Origin of the sequence: Tabrizicola sp. (assembly GCF_022842145.1) — a bacterium.
Lineage (GTDB): Bacteria > Pseudomonadota > Alphaproteobacteria > Rhodobacterales > Rhodobacteraceae > Tabrizicola.
This window is the reverse complement of the sequence record NZ_JALHQD010000002.1, coordinates 472,931-487,837: the sequence shown is the minus strand read 5'-3', so window position 1 is coordinate 487,837 and position 14,907 is coordinate 472,931. Positions and strand designations below refer to the sequence as shown.

The window sequence follows — 14,907 nt, the reverse complement described above, 5'->3', positions numbered from 1 at the left end:
CTGCCTCATCCGGGTCTTATGCGACCCGTGATATTTGTTAGTCCTGCGGGTATTCTCCGACCCGCATGATTTCCCACTCTAACGTGATACCGCTTGATTGGAAAACCTTTTTTCGCACTTCCTCGCCCAGATTTTCCAGATCGGCGGCCGTCGCCCCTCCGGCATTGATCAGGAAGTTGGAATGCATGGTGGACATCTGCGCCCCACCGATCTTCGCGCCCCGCATCCCGGCGTCGTCGATCACCTTCCAGGCCTTCAATTCATGGCTGTCGTCAGCCCGCCCGGTCGAGGATCGCCCCGCCGGATTGCGGAACGTGGACCCGGCGCTGCGGTCCTTTGTCGGCTGGCTGGCATCGCGCTTGGCGATCTGGTCCACCATCCGCGCCTCCAGCATTGCCGGATCACCCCGCCCGGCGCGGAACGTGGCCGACACGATCACCGAACCTTCCGGCAGGCTGCTTTGACGGTAACGCAAATCCAGGGCCGAGGCGGGCAAGGTCTCCACCCGTCCATCGCGGGTGACCACGCGGATTTCCTCAAGCACATCAGCCACATAGGACCCGTAGCAGCCCGCGTTCATCCGCACAGCTCCACCGACAGACCCCGGAATGGTCCGCAGGAAGGTCAGATCCAGCCCCGCCTCTGCCGCGCGACGCGCCACATGCGCATCCAGCGCCGCAGCACCGGCCACGACTCGGTCGCCCTCGATCGTAATCCCGTTGAACCCGCGTCCCAGCCGGATCACCACCGCCCGGATGCCACCGTCGCGCACGATCAGGTTCGACCCCACGCCCATCGGGAAAACGGCGACCGAGGGGTCGAGCGCCCGCAGGAAATCCGCCAGGTCCGCCTCATCCGCTGGCTGGTAAAGCCAGTCGGCAGGCCCGCCAACGCGCAACCAGGTCAGGTCAGCCAAAGGCCGGTTCGGCGTCAGCACGCCACGGGTCTCGGGAAGCTTGGTCATGGCCCGGTTCTGCGGCGCTTTCGCGCGCGTTGCAAGACCCGTCAGCCCCGCCTCAGCCGCGCCACGGCGATGCCCACCACCGCGCCCAGCAGCAACGGGGCCGCAAAGACGAGTGACGACCAGTTCAGTTCAAAGCCCGTGCTCGCCCGCTCTTGCCACTGCATCGCCAGCAGCGCCGCCAGCGCCAGGACCGGCAATGCCAGCGCCTGCCCCCAGCCATAGCGGCGCGTGATGATGTAGGACATAACCGCGACAAACAGCACTGTTCCGCCGCCGACTGCCCAGAAGATCGCGTTCATCGTCTACCCCAACTGTCGGCGCAGCCAGCGCCAGAAGAAGACCACCGGCCAGCGCAGGACTGAGGCCCCCGCCGCCAGCAGGACCAGGCCGACCACCGGCCCCGCCACCCAGGTCACCCAGCCCAGAAGCGGCACGCCAAGGGCGATCAGCACATAGGCCACCCGCCAATGCTTGTCCTTCGAGGGGAACATGGCGATGACATTGGCGACGACCAGCCAGAGCAGGCTCAGGATCAGCGGCCAGTAGTCGGGGTCCGCGCCCAGATTTCCGATCATGTGCTCTCTCCTGACAGGGCCGAAAACAACGCCGCGCCCAAGGCGGCAAGAGCCGCCAGAAGTCCGGCCCAGGGCACCCAGCCCGCGACCCGGAACGGCGCGTCCGGCTCACGGCGGTGCAGGCGGATCAAGGCCGCGTTCACCGCCACGAAGACGGCAAGCAGAACGATGGCCGTTGCCTTGGCCAGGGTCTCTACCGGCAGGACCAGGGCCGCGCCAAGGACGGCCGCCCCGACCAGCAGTGTGGCAAGAACCGGGGTACCAAAGCGGGGATGCGACCGGGACAAGGGCTCCAGCAGCCGCGTCCGGCGGCCAAGCCCGAACAGGACCCGCGCTGCCATGACGATCTGCGCCAGCACCCCGTTCAACGCCGCCGCCACCGCAATGGCCGACAGAAACGCCGCCGGCCCGCCCGTCGCCCGCTCCCAGATCAGGGCCACCGGCTGCTCGCTGGCACCCAGTTCGACGTGCGAGGCCACGCGGACCGCCGCCAGGCTGACCAGGATGTACAAGGCCGCCGTGATGAACAGGGCCAGAAGAATGGCCCGGGGCATGACGCGTTCGGGTTCCTTCGCCTCTTCCGCCATGTTGGTCAGGTCCTCGAAGCCGATGAAGGCAAAGACCGAAAGCGAGATGGCCGCGGCGATCCCCGCGATGGGGGGCGGGGGAAGATTGGCAAAGCCGGTCCAGTCCGGCCCCGGGGCGGCCGTGAAACCCGCCGCGATGACCGCCATGAGGCCCGCCACCTCGACCAGGGTCAGGATCGCGATCAGCGTCAGGCTTTCCAGCACCCCGACGACAGCGACCAGCGTCAGCGCCACGCCGATCCCGGCAATCAGCCAGGGTTCGGGAAGGTCCACGAAAGCCGCAAGATAGCCGACCCCGCCGCGCAGGACCGCTGCGGCCGAGACGACGCCGGTGATGACGATTGCCAGTCCGGCAAGCACACCGAGGTTGCGAGAGGAGAAGCCGCGCTCGATATAGGCCGCCTGCCCCGCCGCCTCGGGCAGCCGGGTGGAAAATTCGGCATAGGACAGCGCCGAGAACAGCGCCACCACCCCGGCCAGCACAAAGGCAAGCGGGGCCCAGACCCCGGCATGGCCGACGACCGTGCCCACCAGAACGTAGATCCCCGCGCCGACCATCACGCCGACGCCGTAGGCCGTCAGAAGGCCAAGCCCCAGGGTTCGTTTCAGCGCGTCAGCCATCTGCGCCTTCCGGTAAAGCCGGTCCCGGGGCAACGCTGGATCACTTGTCCAGTTCCTTGGGCAGCGGCGCAGGTCGGCCAAGCGCGCGGCGGATGAAATAGATCAAGGGATTGCGGAACATCGACGCGAATCCGACGATGCCCGCGACCATCCAGCCCCAGCCGTGGAACCAGCCGATCCAGGCCAGAAGGAACGGTGCGATGATCAGCAGGATCAGCCCCGGAACCATCTGCCGCTTCATCGGCAGCATGGCGACGACCGCGGCCATCAGGATCCAGAGGCATCCAAAGAACAGCGGAGTGACCACGCCCCAGATCACGCGAGGCTCTCCTGTGGCTCGGTCCCGGTCACGCGGCCTTGCCCATCAGCTTTGCGGGCAGAGCATTCGCCCAGGCACTGATCGTGCCGGCGCCAAGGCAAACCACCATGTCGCCCGGCCGGGCCTGTTCCCGGACCAGTCGCGCCAGTTCGCCCTCGTCCTGCAACGCGCGCGCATGGCGGTGGCCGTGCGCGATCAGCCCCGCCACCAGATCATCGCGGCTGGCACCGGGGATCGGCTCCTCGCCTGCGGAATAGACATCGGCGATGGCCACGACATCGGCCTCGTTGAAACAGGTGCAGAATTCCTCGAACAGGCTGGAAAGCCGCGTATAGCGGTGCGGCTGGTGGACGGCGATGATCCGTCCCTTGGTCGCCTGCCGCGCGGCCCTCAGGACGGCCGCGATTTCAACCGGATGGTGGCCGTAGTCATCGATGATGGTGACGCCGTTCACCTCGGCCACCTTGGTGAAGCGCCGGTTGACGCCTGCGAACCCGGCCAGAGCCTCGCGGATCTCGTCGCGCTTCATCCCCAGGTGCCGCGCCACGGCGACCGCAGACAGGGCATTGCTGACGTTGTGGTCCCCCGGCATCGGCAGCGTGCAGTTCTCGATGACCTGACCCTCGGACTGCAGCGCGATGTCGAAATGCGCGACCCCGTTCTCGTAGGTCAGGTTCTGCGCGCGGACGTCTGCCTGCGCGTTGAACCCGAAGGTCACGACCCTACGGTCCGTGACCCGCCCGACCAGCGCCTGCACTTCCGGGTGGTCCGTGCAGCAGACCGCCAGCCCATAGAACGGGATGTTCGACACGAAATCCAGGAACCCCTTCCGCAGCGCGTCGAAGGTGTGCCAGTGTTCCATATGCTCGGGGTCGATGTTGGTCACGATGGCGATCGTCGCGGGCAGCCGGTTGAAGCTGCCGTCGCTCTCGTCCGCCTCGACCACCATCCACTCCCCCGCCCCGGCCCGCGCGTTGGAGCCGTAAGCGTGGATCACCCCCCCGTTGATGACCGTGGGATCAAAGCCTCCCTTGTCCAGCAGGGTCGCGACCATCGTCGTGGTCGTGGTCTTGCCATGCGTCCCGGCGATGGCGATGTTCGACCGCATCCGCATCAGCTCGGCCAGCATCTCGGCCCGCCGCACCACCGGCAGCTTGCGGCGCCGCGCTTCCTCCAGCTCCGGGTTGCCCTTCTTGATCGCCGACGAGATCACGACGACCGAGACGCCATCCCCGATGTTCTCGGCCCGCTGCCCCTCGAAGAAGGTCGCGCCCAGCTTGACCAGCCGGTCGGTGATCTTCGAGGCCTTCGCGTCCGACCCCTGCACCCGGTAGCCCAGGGTCATCAGGACCTCGGCGATGCCCGACATCCCGATGCCGCCGATCCCCACGAAGTGGATCGGCCCCAGTTCCAGCGGAAGCTTCGTTGCTGCGTTCATTGCGTCTCTCCGCCCAAGTCTTCGACCAGCGCCACCAATCGCGCCGTCGCATCCGGCTTGCCTTCGCCCAGAGCGGCGCGCGCCATAATCTCGGCCTTGTGGGGGTCTTCCAGGATCGCGGCGATGTGGCCCGCAAGGCCGGCGGCGTCAAGCGCCTTCTCCTGGATCACCACCGCTGCCGCTGCGTCAGACAGCCCCTTGGCATTCGCCGTCTGATGGTCGCCGGTCGCCGCCGCAAAGGGGATCAGGATCGCCGGACGCCCGATCACGCTGATATCCGCCACCGACGACGCCCCTGACCGGCTGATCACCAGCTGAGCCTCGGACAGCCTGCGCGGAATGTCGGCGAAGAACGGAGCGATCTCGGCCCGGACCCCTGCCGCCTCGTAGGCCGCTGCCGCCCGCGCCCCATCCTCGTCCCGCGCCTGGTGCGCCACCCGCAGGTTGGCCCGCAGCGCCTCGGGCAACAGGGCCACCGCCGCCGGCACCACGTCCGACAACACCCGCGCGCCCTGCGATCCGCCGATCACCACCATCGCCATCGGGTAATCCCCGGGCGGGATATAGGGGGCCGAGGCCCGGTCCAGCACCGCCTGCCGCACCGGATTGCCCGTGGCCTCGCCCGTCACACCGGCAGGCAAAGCCGTGGGCCATGTGCCACAGGCGACCTTGTCCACCTTCCGAGCGAAAAGCTGGTTGACCCGTCCAAGGACCCCATTTTGCTCATGGATCATCCGCGGCCGCCGCAAGACAAAGGCCGCCGACAGGGCCGGGATCGACGGATAGCCCCCGAACCCCACCACCACCGCCGGCTTGTCGCGCATCTGGGACAGCAGCGCCCCGACCACACCGCCCGCGATCCGGAACGGGACCAGCAGCTTTGCCGCCACCCCGCCCCGCGCGAAGGTCGCACTGGCGACCCGCTCCACCACCACCTCCGCCGGAAAGCCGCCCGCATATCGCGCGCCGCGGTCGTCGGTGGATAGCTTGACCCGCCAGCCCCGCGCCAGCATCGCCTCGGCCAAAGCCTGCGCCGGGAACATGTGCCCCCCCGTGCCTCCCGCCGCGATCAGGAGAAGCTTCGGCATCACCGACCCCGCCGGAAGACGTCGCTCATCTGCCCGCGCGGCCGCTCCCGCGTCAGCGCCAGAAGCATCCCCAGCGTGATCCCGGCCGCGATCACCGACGACCCCCCATACGAAACGAAAGGCAGCGTCATCCCCTTGGCCGGCAGAAGCCGCACCGCCACGCCCATGTTGATCATCGCCTGCACCCCGAAGATGCAGGCCAGACCGGCGCCAGCCAGCCGCGCGAAGGGGTCGCGCTCGGGCAAAAGCCGCCACAGCGACCGGACCACGATCAGCCCGTAGACCGCCAGGATCAGCAGCACCAGAAGCAGCCCGTATTCCTCGGCCGCGACCGCGATGATGAAGTCGGTATGCGCGTCCGGCAGTGACCACTTCACCTGGCCCTCGCCCACGCCGACGCCAAAGAACCCGCCCTCCTGGATCGCGTTCGCGGCGTAGCCAAGCTGCGTCCGCGGATCAAGATCCGGCGACAGGAACCCGTCGATCCGGCGCGCAAAGTGCTCGGAGCTTTCGTAGAACACCAGCCCGCCCAGCGCGACCAGGCCGCCCACGACCGCGATCAGCAGCATGGGCGCGCCCCCGACGAAATAGACCACGCCCCAGGCGAACAGCACCAGCGCCGACTGGCCGAAGTCCGGCTGCATCGCCAGGAAGGCGACCACCACCAGCGTCAGCGCAAACGAGATGGACTTGCCCGGCGGGCCGTTCAGGTCCTGACTTGCGGCGATCAGCCAGGCCACCACGATCACGAAGCCCGGCTTCAGGAATTCGGATGGCTGGATCGACGCAAAGCCGAAGGAAAACCAGCGCACCGCGCCCTTGCCAAAGTCGGTTCCGAAAATCGGCAGCAACATCAGCGCCAGCATCGACACCGCAAAGCCCATCACCCCAAGCCTGCGCACCATTTCCGGCGGCATCATCGAAATGCCGATCATCACCACCAGCGCGACCCCGCCAAAGAAGGCCTGCCGCTGGACGTAATAGAAGGGCTCCAGACCGTTCCGCGTGGCCAAGGGGACCGAGGCCGCAAGGCCAAGCAACAGGCCGATGCCGAACAGGACAAAGACGCAGGTCAGCGTCCACTTGTCGATCGTGCGCCACCACCGTGGGATGACCGGCTCCGACACCCGTACGGGATTGGAGCCATAGACCATTTCAGTCATGGAAAACCGCCTGTTTACGCCTGCTCTGCCTTTGGAAGCCCGGGTGTGTCCCCCAGGTCTTCACGCGCCAGAGTAGCGCCAATCGATTCGCAAGGCCAGCGCGAATGCGGACCGTCGCGCAGGGATTTCGGCGGTCAGCCGTTCCGGATCACGTGGTCCGCGGGCACCGAGCCATCGCGGACCCAGCGGCCGTTGGGCAGGTCGTTTTCCTCAAGCTTTTCGATGATTTCAGTCTCGGTCAGCCCCAGGCGTTCCCACCGCCCCCGCAACCGCGCCCGCAGCACGTGCTCGGGGACATCGACCATCACGGTCAGGTCGAACATCGGTTGCAATCCATCCCAGGGCGCCTGGTTCAACAGCAGCCAGTTCCCTTCGACCACGATGACCGCCACCTCCCTCGGGATCAGCCGCGCCCCTGCCCGGGCGATCTCGATCTTGCGGTCGAAGACGGGGACCGCGACCTCCGCCTCGTCGCGGTCGCGCAGGCGCTTCAGCGTGTGGTACAGCCCCCCCACGTCGAAGGTCATCGGCGCACCCTTCCTTGGCCGCAGGCCTGCCGGGACGAGGTAGAGGTCATCATAGTGATACCCGTCCATCGGCAGGACCGCCGCCATTCCTGGCCGCCGCGCATTCAGCTTGCCGATCAGCTTTTCTGCCAGCGTCGATTTCCCCGATCCGGGCGCGCCTGCAATAGCCGCAATGACCCGGCCGCCAGCGGCCGCCCGGGTTTCCAGTCTGTCCGCCAGTTGCGCAAGATCGACGGGCATTTGTGTCATGTGGTCCTCCACCCAAACCTTGCCCCAGACTGTGCACGCAGGGCCGACGGGTGCAAGGTGGCGGCGGACAAAGCGCAGCGCCCAGCCGCCATGAGACGATCCGGAAGTGCAGCGGCCTTAGAGTCATGCATGGGGTCGCTGAAGGTCTGGCGGGTCGGGCAGTATCCGGCCTGAAAGCGCGCTGCAAAAGCTGTCCCGCTGGCGCGCGTGTTCAAGCTATCGGCACGCCTCGCACGCTCAACAGCCCTATGCCGCCAGTAAACCTGGACGCAAAATCGCTCCTGCGGATGACGATCGCTATGCCGTCGTAGGGACCGTTGGCGAGAGGTGCGTCCGAGGCCGTGCCTGCTGCGGGCGACGCAATCCGATAAAGCAAGTCCGACCCGGGCGCCAATTGGCTACGTGGCTTCTTTAACGCGGGGGGCAGCCAGACCTTAAGAAACTCCTACCGTCCGCAGCTATATCATTGATATTGCACACCAGAAGAGACCGCCCACGCGTGGGCAGCCGCAGCCTAAAACGGGACGTCGTCCACCTGATCCGCCGGGATCACCCAGCGCGCGACGACCTTTTTCGACCCGGCGTGATCGAACTCGATGTCCAGCTTGTCACCCTCGATCCCCATCACCTCGCCGTAGCCGAACTTCTGGTGGAACACCCGGTCCCCCATCACATAGGGCGACACCGCCTCCATATCGATGATGACGTTCCGGGCCTCGACCGGCTGCCGCATCGGGCGGCTCGTGGCGTTTTCCTGCATCCGCCGCCACCCCGGTGAGTTGTAGACGTCCGCCTTGGAAACCCGCTCCTCCAGCGCCGATCCAAACCCGACCTGCGCCGCCGCCCCATACCCGCCGCCATAGAGGCCGGGGGCGGTCAGCACCTCGACATGGTCGGCCGGAAGCTCGTCGATGAACCGGCTGGGAAGCTGGCTTTGCCACTGCCCGTAGACCCGCCGGTTCGAGGCGAAGCTGATCGTGCACAGCTCCTCGGCCCGGGTGATGCCGACGTAGGCCAGGCGGCGTTCTTCCTCCAGCCCCTTCAACCCGCTCTCATCCATGCTGCGCTGGCTGGGAAACAGGCCGTCCTCCCACCCCGGCAGGAAGACCACCGGAAACTCCAGACCCTTGGCGGCGTGGAGGGTCATGATCGTGACCTTCTCCTCCGCCCCCTCCGTCTCGTTGTCCATGATGAGGGAGACGTGTTCCAGGAACCCCTGCAGGTTGTCGAACTGCTCCAGCGCCTTCACGAGTTCCTTGAGGTTGTCGAGCCGCCCCGGAGCCTCCGGCGTCTTGTCGTTCTGCCACATGAAAGTGTAGCCGGATCCCTCAAGTATATCTTCGGCCAGAAACATGTGGTTCCCGGCTAAGATTGCGACAGTTCTTTCCAAAGGGCCTATTCTAGCCCTCAGAACGTCTATCTCGGCTTGGACGGCATCGTCTTCGATCAAATCCTCAAGCTTCTTCAGAAGCGATGTTAATTGGCCGCGAAGTTCATCCAATGGGACGGAATAGCGCTCTATTTCTGTTTGGTTGTCCCGATTGACAACGAGGTAATGCCAGCGGTCCACCCCATCAACAAATGCCCGCAACTGCGAGGCCCCCTTGCCGCCGATCACCCCCTTGGCCAACGCCTCCCGCGCGCCGTCCAGAAGCGGCACCTGAGCCTCACGCGCCAGCACGTTGATCTTCGTCTGAGCCGTATCACCAAGGCCCCGCTTCGGCAGGTTTACCACCCGCTCGAACGCCAGATCATCGTCGGGAGATACCGCCAGCCGGAAATAGGCCATCGCGTCGCGGATTTCCTGACGCTCATAGAAACGCGGGCCGCCGATCACACGGTACGGCAGACCGATGGTCAGGAACCGGTCCTCGAAGGCCCGCATCTGGTGGGAGGCGCGGACCAGGATCGCTTGCCGGTTCAGGTCGCGCGGCTCCATCCCCCGGGTGCCGCGCTGGATCGCCTCGATCTCTTCGCCGATCCAGCGCGCCTCTTCCTCGCCGTCCCAGTGGCCGATGAGGCGAACCTTTTCGCCCGGCTCCCCCGCCGTCCACAGCGTCTTGCCCAGCCGCCCCTTGTTCGCCGCGATGATTCCGCTGGCAGCCGCAAGGATGTGTGCGGTAGACCGGTAGTTCTGCTCCAGCCGGATCACCGTCGCGCCCGGGAAGTCCTTCTCGAAGCGCAGGATGTTGCCCACCTCGGCCCCGCGCCAGCCGTAGATCGACTGGTCGTCGTCGCCCACGCAGCAGATGTTCTTGTGGGCCTGCGCGAGCAGCCGCAGCCAGAGATACTGGCAGACGTTGGTGTCCTGGTATTCGTCGACAAGGATGTAGCGGAACCAGCGCTGGTACTGCTCCAGCACGTCGGGGCGGTTCTGGAAGATCGTCACGCAGTGCAGCAGTAGATCGCCGAAATCGGTGGCGTTCAGGGTGCGAAGGCGTTCCTGATAGGCGGCGTAAAGCTCGGTTCCGCGGTTGTTGTAGGCGGGGGCTTCGGCGGAGGGCACCTTGTCCGGGGTCCAGGCACGGTTCTTCCAGCCGTCGATGAGATGGGCCAGCATCCGGGCGGGCCAGCGCTTTTCGTCGATGTTGGCAGCGACGATCAGCTGCTTCAGCAGCCGCAGCTGGTCGTCGGTATCCAGGATGGTGAAGTTGGGCTTCAACCCCACCAGCTCGGCATGTCGCCGCAGGATCTTGACCGACAGCGAGTGGAAGGTGCCCATCCAGGGCATCCCCTCGGCCACTTCGCCCAGCATCCGGCCGACGCGCAGCTTCATCTCGCGCGCGGCCTTGTTGGTGAAGGTGACGGCAAGGATCTCGTTCGGGCGGGCCTTGTGCTGGTTCAAGAGGTGGACGATCCGCGCGGTCAAAGCCTTGGTCTTGCCGGTGCCAGCGCCCGCCAGCATCAGGACCGGTCCGTCCAGCGCCAGCACTGCGGCGCGTTGGGCGGGGTTCAGGTCGTCCAGATAAGGCGTGGCGCGCTCCGCCATCGCACGCTGCGAAAGGGTCGCAGGCGGGGGCACGGGGGCTGCGGCGGCCTCAAAGGCCTGATCTTCGTCCCAAGCGGTCATGCGCGACAGGATAGCGGCTTGGATCGCTGGGGAAAAGGGATTGTTCGGTGAATGTTCCGCTTTTCGCGGGCGTTTTTCGGCTCGCCCGATCGTGACTGTGCGTCGGGACCGTCCCTGATAGGCTTCTAGCCACTTGCACAAGGAGCGCCGCATGCGCCTGACCCTGGCCGTTATCCTGTCGCTGGTCGCCGTCCCCGCGACCGCGCATGAGTTCGAACTGCTGCTTCTGGCCCCGCCGGATGCGACGGACGCGGCACTGAAACAGATGCGGGCGGCGTTCCTGATCGCGTCGCATGAACGCGACAACCATCCCGACGAGACCTCGGAAGGGCATCTCGGCGGGATGGATGTGCAATTGACGCTGGCCCGGATCGGTGAGCCGGCAGGTGCCCCGGACCCGGCCTTTGTGGTGGCCCCCTTCGCCGCAGCGTCCGACCCTGCGGTGGCGACGCTGGCCGCACCCGTGGACGCGGTGGTGGTGGACAGCGGCCACCTTGCCGCTGCACCCGAGGGGCTGGATGCGGGCGACGCCGCCCTGCCCCCCTTTGCCGACCGCTTCAAGGCCGAGACCGGCCAGGCCCCCGGACCCGAGGCGTTGGCCACCTATCTGGGCGCACGGCTGGTCGATCTGGCGGTGCGTCCCGCAGGCTCGGTCGATGATCGCCAGGCCTTGCGCGCAGCCCTTCCCGCCCCTTGAGCCACCCAGACTTCGCAGATGCGAAGTCAGCGCTGAATATTTCGCAAACTTTGCAACCCAAGTCGGTTCCGGCCCTTGCGCTGCACTGCAGCGCCCCTAAGGTGCACCCGTCCTGCTGCCTGGGGAGTGCCGCCAATGCCCGAATTCAAGAAGATCCTTGTCGCCAACCGCGGCGAGATCGCCATCCGCATCATGCGGGCCGCGAACGAGATGGGCAAGAAGACGGTGGCCGTCTACGCCGAGGAAGACAAGCTGGGCCTCCACCGCTTCAAAGCGGATGAGGCGTACCGGATCGGTGAGGGGATGACCCCGGTCGGGGCCTACCTGTCGATCCCCGAGATCATCCGCGTGGCGCGAATGGCGGGGGCGGATGCGATCCATCCGGGCTATGGCCTTCTGTCCGAGAACCCGGATTTTGTGGATGCCTGCGATCAGGCGGGGATCACCTTCATCGGTCCCCGCGCCGAAACGATGCGCGCCCTGGGTGACAAGGCCAGCGCCCGCCGCGTGGCGATGGAGGCGGGCGTGCCCGTCATCCCGGCGACCGAGGTCCTGGGCGAGGACATGGCGTTGATCAAGCGTCAGGCCGCCGAAGTCGGCTATCCACTGATGCTGAAAGCCTCGTGGGGCGGCGGCGGTCGGGGGATGCGGCCGATCCTGAACGAGGAAGAGCTGGAGGGAAAGGTCCGCGAGGGCCGTCGCGAGGCGGAATCCGCTTTCGGCAACGGCGAGGGCTATCTGGAGAAGATGATCATTCGCGCCCGCCACGTCGAGGTGCAGATCCTGGGCGACAAGCAGGGCAACTGCTGGCACCTGTGGGAGCGGGATTGCACTGTGCAGCGCCGGAACCAGAAGGTCGTCGAACGTGCGCCGGCGCCCTATCTGACGCAAGCGCAGCGCGAAGACGTCTGCCAGATGGCCAAGCGCATCTGCGCCTTCGTGAACTACGAATGCGCCGGCACGGTCGAGTTCCTGATGGATATGGACACCGAGAAGTTCTACTTCATCGAGGTCAATCCCCGCGTTCAGGTCGAGCATACGGTCACCGAGGAAGTGACCGGCATCGACATCGTCCAGGCGCAGATCCTGATCGAGGAAGGCAAGTCTCTGGCCGAAGCGACCGGGGTGCCAAGCCAGGCTGACGTGAAGCTGAGCGGCCACGCGGTGCAGTGCCGGGTGACGACGGAAGACCCGCTGAACAACTTCATCCCGGACTATGGCCGCCTGACCGCCTATCGCTCTGCCACCGGCAACGGCATCCGGCTGGATGGTGGGACGGCCTATGCGGGGTCGGTCATCACGCGGTACTACGACTCGCTCTTGGTGAAGGTCACCGCGCACGCGCAGACGCCCGAAAAGGCGATTGCCCGGATGGACCGCGCCCTGCGCGAATTCCGCATCCGGGGCGTGGCCACGAACATCGAGTTCGTGATCAACCTTCTGAAGCACCCGACCTTCCTGAACGACACCTACACGACCAAGTTCATCGACACGACGCCTGCCCTTTTCGCCTTCAAGAAGCGGCGCGACCGGGCGACCAAGATCCTCCTCTACATCGCCGACATCACGGTGAACGGCCACCCCGAGACCGCGGGCCGTCCGAAGCCCCCGGCCGAGGCCAAGGCCCCGAAGCCGCCCGCGCCGAAGGCGTCTCCGTCAATGGGGACCCGGAACCTTCTGGAGCAGAAGGGACCGCAAGCCGTTGCCGACTGGATGAAGGAACAGCAGAAGGTCCTTCTGACCGACACCACGATGCGCGACGGGCACCAGTCGCTCCTCGCGACGCGGATGCGGTCGATCGACATGATCAAGGTCGCGCCCGCCTATGCCGCGAACCTGCCGCAACTTTTCAGCGTCGAATGCTGGGGTGGGGCCACCTTCGACGTGGCCTACCGCTTCCTGCAGGAATGCCCCTGGCAGCGCCTGCGCGACCTGCGCGCGCGGATGCCGAACCTGATGACGCAGATGCTCCTGCGCGCCTCGAACGGGGTGGGCTACACCAATTATCCCGACAACGTCGTGCGCAGTTTCGTCTTGCGCGCGGCAGAGACCGGCGTGGACGTGTTCCGGGTCTTCGACAGCCTGAACTGGGTCGAGAACATGCGCGTCGCGATGGACGCGGTGATCGAGGCGAACAAGGTCTGTGAAGGCACCATCTGTTACACGGGCGATCTGCTGGACCCCGCCAGGGCGAAGTATGACCTGAAATACTATCTCGACCGCGCCAAGGAGCTGAAGGCGGCTGGCGCGCATGTGCTGGGACTGAAGGACATGGCCGGGCTGTTGAAACCCGCCTCTGCCAAGCTGCTGATCAAGGCGCTGAAGCAGGAAATCGGCCTGCCGATCCATTTCCACACCCACGATACCTCGGGCGCGGCGGCGGCGACGGTGCTGGCTGCCTGTGACGCGGGCGTCGACGCGGTGGATGCGGCGATGGACGCCTTCAGCGGCGGCACCTCGCAGCCCTGCCTGGGGTCCATCGTCGAGGCCCTGCGCAACACCGACCGCGACACCGGGATCGACATCGCGGCCGTCCGGCAGATATCCGACTACTGGGAGGGCGTGCGCAAGCAGTACGCCGCGTTCGAATCCGGCATCCCTGCCCCGGCGTCCGAGGTCTACCTCCACGAAATGCCCGGCGGCCAGTTCACCAACCTGAAGGCCCAGGCCCGCAGCCTGGGGCTGGAAGAGCGCTGGCACGAGGTCGCGCAGGCCTATGCCGATGCCAACCAGATGTTCGGCGACATCGTGAAGGTCACGCCCTCGTCGAAGGTGGTCGGTGACATGGCGCTGATGATGGTAGCACAGGGGCTGACCCGAGCCGAGGTCGAGGATCCGAACATCGACGTCGCCTTCCCCGACAGCGTGGCCGACATGCTGAGGGGCAATCTCGGGCAACCGCATGGCGGCTGGCCGCAGAGCATCCTGAAGAAGGTCCTGAAGGGCGAGGCCCCGCTGACCGACCGTCCGGGCAAGACCCTGCCGCCGGTGGATCTGGAAGCGGTGCGCAAGAAGGTCTCGGAGGAGATGAACGGCATCACCATCGACGACGAGGATCTGAACGGATACCTGATGTATCCCAAGGTCTTCCTCGACTACATGGGCCGCCACAAGCAGTACGGCCCGGTCCGCGTCCTGCCGACCTCGACCTTCTTCTACGGCATGCAGCCCGGCGACGAGATCAGCGTCGAGATCGATCCCGGCAAGACGCTGGAGATCCGGCTGCAGGCCGTTGGCGAAACCACCGAAGACGGGGAGGTGAAGGTCTTCTTCGAACTGAACGGCCAGCCCCGAGTGATCCGGGTGCCGAACCGCGCGATCAAGGCGAAGACGGCGGCACGTCCGAAAGCGATGGACGGCAATCCGGCCCATGTCGGCGCGCCGATGCCGGGGGCTGTCGCCTCCATCGCCGTGACGCTGGGCCAGAAGGTCCGGGCGGGCGACCTTCTGCTGAACATCGAGGCGATGAAGATGGAGACGGGCCTGCACTGCGACCGCGAGGCGACGGTCAAGGCGATCCACGTGCATCCGGGCAGCCAGATCGAGGCCAAGGACCTGCTGATCGAACTGGAGTGAATGCGTAGGGTGGGCGATATCGCCCACCCTACC

At 66.2% G+C, this 14,907-nt stretch carries 12 protein-coding genes; 2 read left to right on the top strand and 10 right to left on the bottom strand.

Annotated elements, in window-relative coordinates; all coding sequences use genetic code 11:
* Positions 1 to 37: 37 nt before the first annotated feature.
* The 10 genes from murB to Q0C42_RS07425 form a co-directional block, all read right to left on the bottom strand.
* Positions 38 to 964: a UDP-N-acetylmuramate dehydrogenase gene (murB, locus tag Q0C42_RS07470; protein WP_295074164.1), complete on the bottom strand. Its 927-nt coding sequence runs from the start codon at positions 962 to 964 to the stop codon at positions 38 to 40.
* 41 nt (positions 965 to 1,005) lie between these two features.
* Complete coding sequence (locus Q0C42_RS07465) at positions 1,006 to 1,263, bottom strand: hypothetical protein (protein WP_295074162.1); 258 nt, start codon at positions 1,261 to 1,263, stop codon at positions 1,006 to 1,008.
* Between the two features lie 3 nt (positions 1,264 to 1,266).
* Positions 1,267 to 1,539: a DUF2484 family protein gene (locus Q0C42_RS07460; protein ID WP_295074160.1), complete on the bottom strand. Its 273-nt coding sequence runs from the start codon at positions 1,537 to 1,539 to the stop codon at positions 1,267 to 1,269.
* Positions 1,536 to 2,747, bottom strand: a complete 1,212-nt coding sequence (locus Q0C42_RS07455) for an APC family permease (RefSeq protein ID WP_295074158.1) — start codon at positions 2,745 to 2,747, stop codon at positions 1,536 to 1,538. The genes Q0C42_RS07460 and Q0C42_RS07455 overlap by 4 nt, the downstream gene beginning before the upstream one ends.
* A gap of 40 nt (positions 2,748 to 2,787) precedes the next feature.
* Positions 2,788 to 3,066 carry a DUF2484 family protein gene (locus Q0C42_RS07450; RefSeq protein ID WP_295074156.1) on the bottom strand — a complete coding sequence of 93 codons (279 nt, stop codon included), beginning with the start codon at positions 3,064 to 3,066 and terminating at the stop codon, positions 2,788 to 2,790.
* Positions 3,067 to 3,094: 28 nt separating this feature from the next.
* The gene (gene murC / locus Q0C42_RS07445) at positions 3,095 to 4,504 is read right to left on the bottom strand and encodes a UDP-N-acetylmuramate--L-alanine ligase (protein ID WP_295074154.1); all 1,410 of its coding nucleotides are present in this window, start codon (positions 4,502 to 4,504) and stop codon (positions 3,095 to 3,097) included.
* Complete coding sequence (locus Q0C42_RS07440; protein ID WP_295074152.1) at positions 4,501 to 5,595, bottom strand: UDP-N-acetylglucosamine--N-acetylmuramyl-(pentapeptide) pyrophosphoryl-undecaprenol N-acetylglucosamine transferase; 1,095 nt, start codon at positions 5,593 to 5,595, stop codon at positions 4,501 to 4,503. Before Q0C42_RS07440 ends, murC begins: the two co-directional genes overlap by 4 nt.
* The gene (ftsW, locus tag Q0C42_RS07435; RefSeq protein ID WP_295074150.1) at positions 5,592 to 6,755 is read right to left on the bottom strand and encodes a putative lipid II flippase FtsW; all 1,164 of its coding nucleotides are present in this window, start codon (positions 6,753 to 6,755) and stop codon (positions 5,592 to 5,594) included. Before ftsW ends, Q0C42_RS07440 begins: the two co-directional genes overlap by 4 nt.
* 134 nt (positions 6,756 to 6,889) lie before the next feature.
* Positions 6,890 to 7,531 carry a nucleoside/nucleotide kinase family protein gene (locus Q0C42_RS07430; protein ID WP_295074148.1) on the bottom strand — a complete coding sequence of 214 codons (642 nt, stop codon included), beginning with the start codon at positions 7,529 to 7,531 and terminating at the stop codon, positions 6,890 to 6,892.
* A gap of 514 nt (positions 7,532 to 8,045) precedes the next feature.
* A complete protein-coding gene (locus tag Q0C42_RS07425) occupies positions 8,046 to 10,601 on the bottom strand; it encodes an ATP-dependent helicase (protein WP_295074146.1) in 2,556 nt (851 codons plus the stop codon).
* 151 nt (positions 10,602 to 10,752) lie between these two features.
* Between Q0C42_RS07425 and Q0C42_RS07420 the strand changes: the two genes are divergently transcribed.
* Together Q0C42_RS07420 and Q0C42_RS07415 are read left to right on the top strand one after the other, a co-directional pair.
* On the top strand, positions 10,753 to 11,298 hold the full coding sequence (locus Q0C42_RS07420) for a hypothetical protein (RefSeq protein WP_295074144.1): 546 nt from the start codon (positions 10,753 to 10,755) through the stop codon (positions 11,296 to 11,298).
* A gap of 135 nt (positions 11,299 to 11,433) precedes the next feature.
* Positions 11,434 to 14,874, top strand: a complete 3,441-nt coding sequence (locus tag Q0C42_RS07415; protein ID WP_295074143.1) for a pyruvate carboxylase — start codon at positions 11,434 to 11,436, stop codon at positions 14,872 to 14,874.
* Positions 14,875 to 14,907 lie beyond the last annotated feature (33 nt).

What these genes read in the sequence shown, in the direction of transcription:
- Q0C42_RS07465 (WP_295074162.1), bottom strand. Translation starts at nt 1,263, where the DNA reads ATGAACGCGATCTTCTGGGCAGTCGGCGGCGGAACAGTGCTGTTTGTC.
- Q0C42_RS07425 (WP_295074146.1), bottom strand. Translation starts at nt 10,601, where the DNA reads ATGACCGCTTGGGACGAAGATCAGGCCTTTGAGGCCGCCGCAGCCCCC.
- murC (WP_295074154.1), bottom strand. Translation starts at nt 4,504, where the DNA reads ATGAACGCAGCAACGAAGCTTCCGCTGGAACTGGGGCCGATCCACTTC.
- ftsW (WP_295074150.1), bottom strand. Translation starts at nt 6,755, where the DNA reads ATGACTGAAATGGTCTATGGCTCCAATCCCGTACGGGTGTCGGAGCCG.
- Q0C42_RS07415 (WP_295074143.1), top strand. Translation starts at nt 11,434, where the DNA reads ATGCCCGAATTCAAGAAGATCCTTGTCGCCAACCGCGGCGAGATCGCC.
- Q0C42_RS07455 (WP_295074158.1), bottom strand. Translation starts at nt 2,747, where the DNA reads ATGGCTGACGCGCTGAAACGAACCCTGGGGCTTGGCCTTCTGACGGCC.
- Q0C42_RS07420 (WP_295074144.1), top strand. Translation starts at nt 10,753, where the DNA reads ATGCGCCTGACCCTGGCCGTTATCCTGTCGCTGGTCGCCGTCCCCGCG.
- Q0C42_RS07460 (WP_295074160.1), bottom strand. Translation starts at nt 1,539, where the DNA reads ATGATCGGAAATCTGGGCGCGGACCCCGACTACTGGCCGCTGATCCTG.
- murB (WP_295074164.1), bottom strand. Translation starts at nt 964, where the DNA reads ATGACCAAGCTTCCCGAGACCCGTGGCGTGCTGACGCCGAACCGGCCT.
- Q0C42_RS07430 (WP_295074148.1), bottom strand. Translation starts at nt 7,531, where the DNA reads ATGACACAAATGCCCGTCGATCTTGCGCAACTGGCGGACAGACTGGAA.